We start from the raw sequence: 1,500 nt of genomic DNA, 5'->3' as shown, positions 1-1,500 counted from the left end.
GCCTATCTGTGCATCGCGGGCGGGATCGATGTTCCGTTGGTGCTCGGCTCGCGCAGCACTCAGCTGCGCGGCGCCTTCGGCGGGCTGGAGGGCCGTCCCCTGCGCGACGGCGATGGGTTGCCGATTGTCGCGACATCCGATCGCGCCAAGACAGGCTTCGGCATCACGCCGCCCGGTCTAGCCCTGCCGTCGGAGGTGGACGGGCTGCCTGCCGTGCGGGTGCTGCCGGCGGCCGAATACGATAGCTTCGCGCCGTCTTCCCACGAGGCGCTATGGTCCGAGCCGTGGAAGATTACGTCGCAGAGCGACCGTTACGGCTATCGTCTCGCCGGCCCCGAGCTCAGGCCGCAGCGACCCATGGAGCTGCGCTCCCACGGCATTGTTCCAGGCGTGATCCAGGTCCCCCATGGTGGCCAGCCGATCATCCAGATGCGCGATGCGCAGCCGTCGGGCGGCTACCCCAAGATCGGCACCGTCATCGACGCCGACCTCTGGCGCCTCGGCCAAGCTCCCATCGGAAGCCGGATTCGTTTCGTGCTGTGCAACTGGGACGAGGCGCTGGACGCGTTGGCGGCGACCCGGCGCTGGCTGAGCAACGTCCGCCGATTGGTTGAGCTCTACTGCGACCAGGGAGCGGTGCGATGACCAATCCGCTCAACCATGTCGATCAGCTCTGCGCCTTCCTCGCGGCGACCGACATCGGCCTGCTCGAGCTGAAAGGCCCAGCCGGGGTGCTGCGCCTGCGGCATGACGGCGCCCGCGTCGAGGTCGAGATGATCGAGGCTGCGGCGGCGGCCCTGATTTCTCCACCCACGCAGGTCATTCGGGCACCCGTGCCGGGCATCTACCTCGACCGCCATCCATTGCGCTCGCAACCATCGGTCGCCGTCGGCACCGAGGTCGCCGCCGGCACGCCGCTCGCCTTCCTCCAGATAGGACCGCTCTTGCTTCCGGTCCCGGCACCGGAGGACGGTCTGGTCGCTGAGAAGTTCGCCGAGCATGGCGCGACCGTGGGATACGGCGCGCCCCTGATCGGATTGCAGCCGCACGGGAGTGACGCCGAATGAAGATCGATCTCAATGCGGATCTGGGCGAGGGCTACGGCCCCTGGTCCATGGGCGACGACGACGCTCTGCTCGGCCTCGTCTCGTCGGCCAACATCGCCTGCGGCTTTCACGCAGGCGACCCGCTGATCATGCAGCGCACCGTGGAATCGGCAAAGGCGCGTGGGGTCGATGTCGGCGCCCATGTCGGTTTCCCGGATCGCCAGGGCTTCGGCCGCCGGGTGATGCAGATCGATGCCACCGAACTCGCGGCGATGGTCACCTATCAGCTCGGCGCGCTTGCAGGCATCGTCCGCGCAGCCGGTTACCGCATGACCCACTTGAGCTTCCACGGTGCCTTGGGCAACATGGCCGCCGCCAACGCCGGGCTCGCCGAACCGCTGGTCCGCGCCGTCGCCGCGTTCAATCGGGAGCTCCTCATCGTATCGTCGACCAG

At 68.1% G+C, this 1,500-nt stretch carries 3 protein-coding genes; all 3 read left to right on the top strand.

Annotation, left to right across the window (positions count from 1 at the left end; translation table 11 throughout):
* A partial coding sequence (locus MOV75_RS37725) for a biotin-dependent carboxyltransferase family protein (RefSeq protein ID WP_247007950.1) occupies positions 1 to 645 on the top strand: 645 nt, incomplete at its 5' end.
* Entirely contained in the window at positions 642 to 1,067 is a 426-nt protein-coding gene (locus MOV75_RS37720; protein ID WP_246931928.1) for a biotin/lipoyl-containing protein, read from the top strand. The genes MOV75_RS37725 and MOV75_RS37720, both read left to right, overlap by 4 nt.
* A partial coding sequence (locus MOV75_RS37715) for a 5-oxoprolinase subunit PxpA (RefSeq protein WP_247007949.1) occupies positions 1,064 to 1,500 on the top strand: 437 nt, incomplete at its 3' end. The genes MOV75_RS37720 and MOV75_RS37715, both read left to right, overlap by 4 nt.

This window comes from Bradyrhizobium sp. PRIMUS42 (assembly GCF_023006515.1).
GTDB lineage: Bacteria > Pseudomonadota > Alphaproteobacteria > Rhizobiales > Xanthobacteraceae > Bradyrhizobium.
The sequence above is the reverse complement of the archived record's forward strand: the minus strand, read 5'-3'. Positions and strand labels throughout refer to the sequence as shown.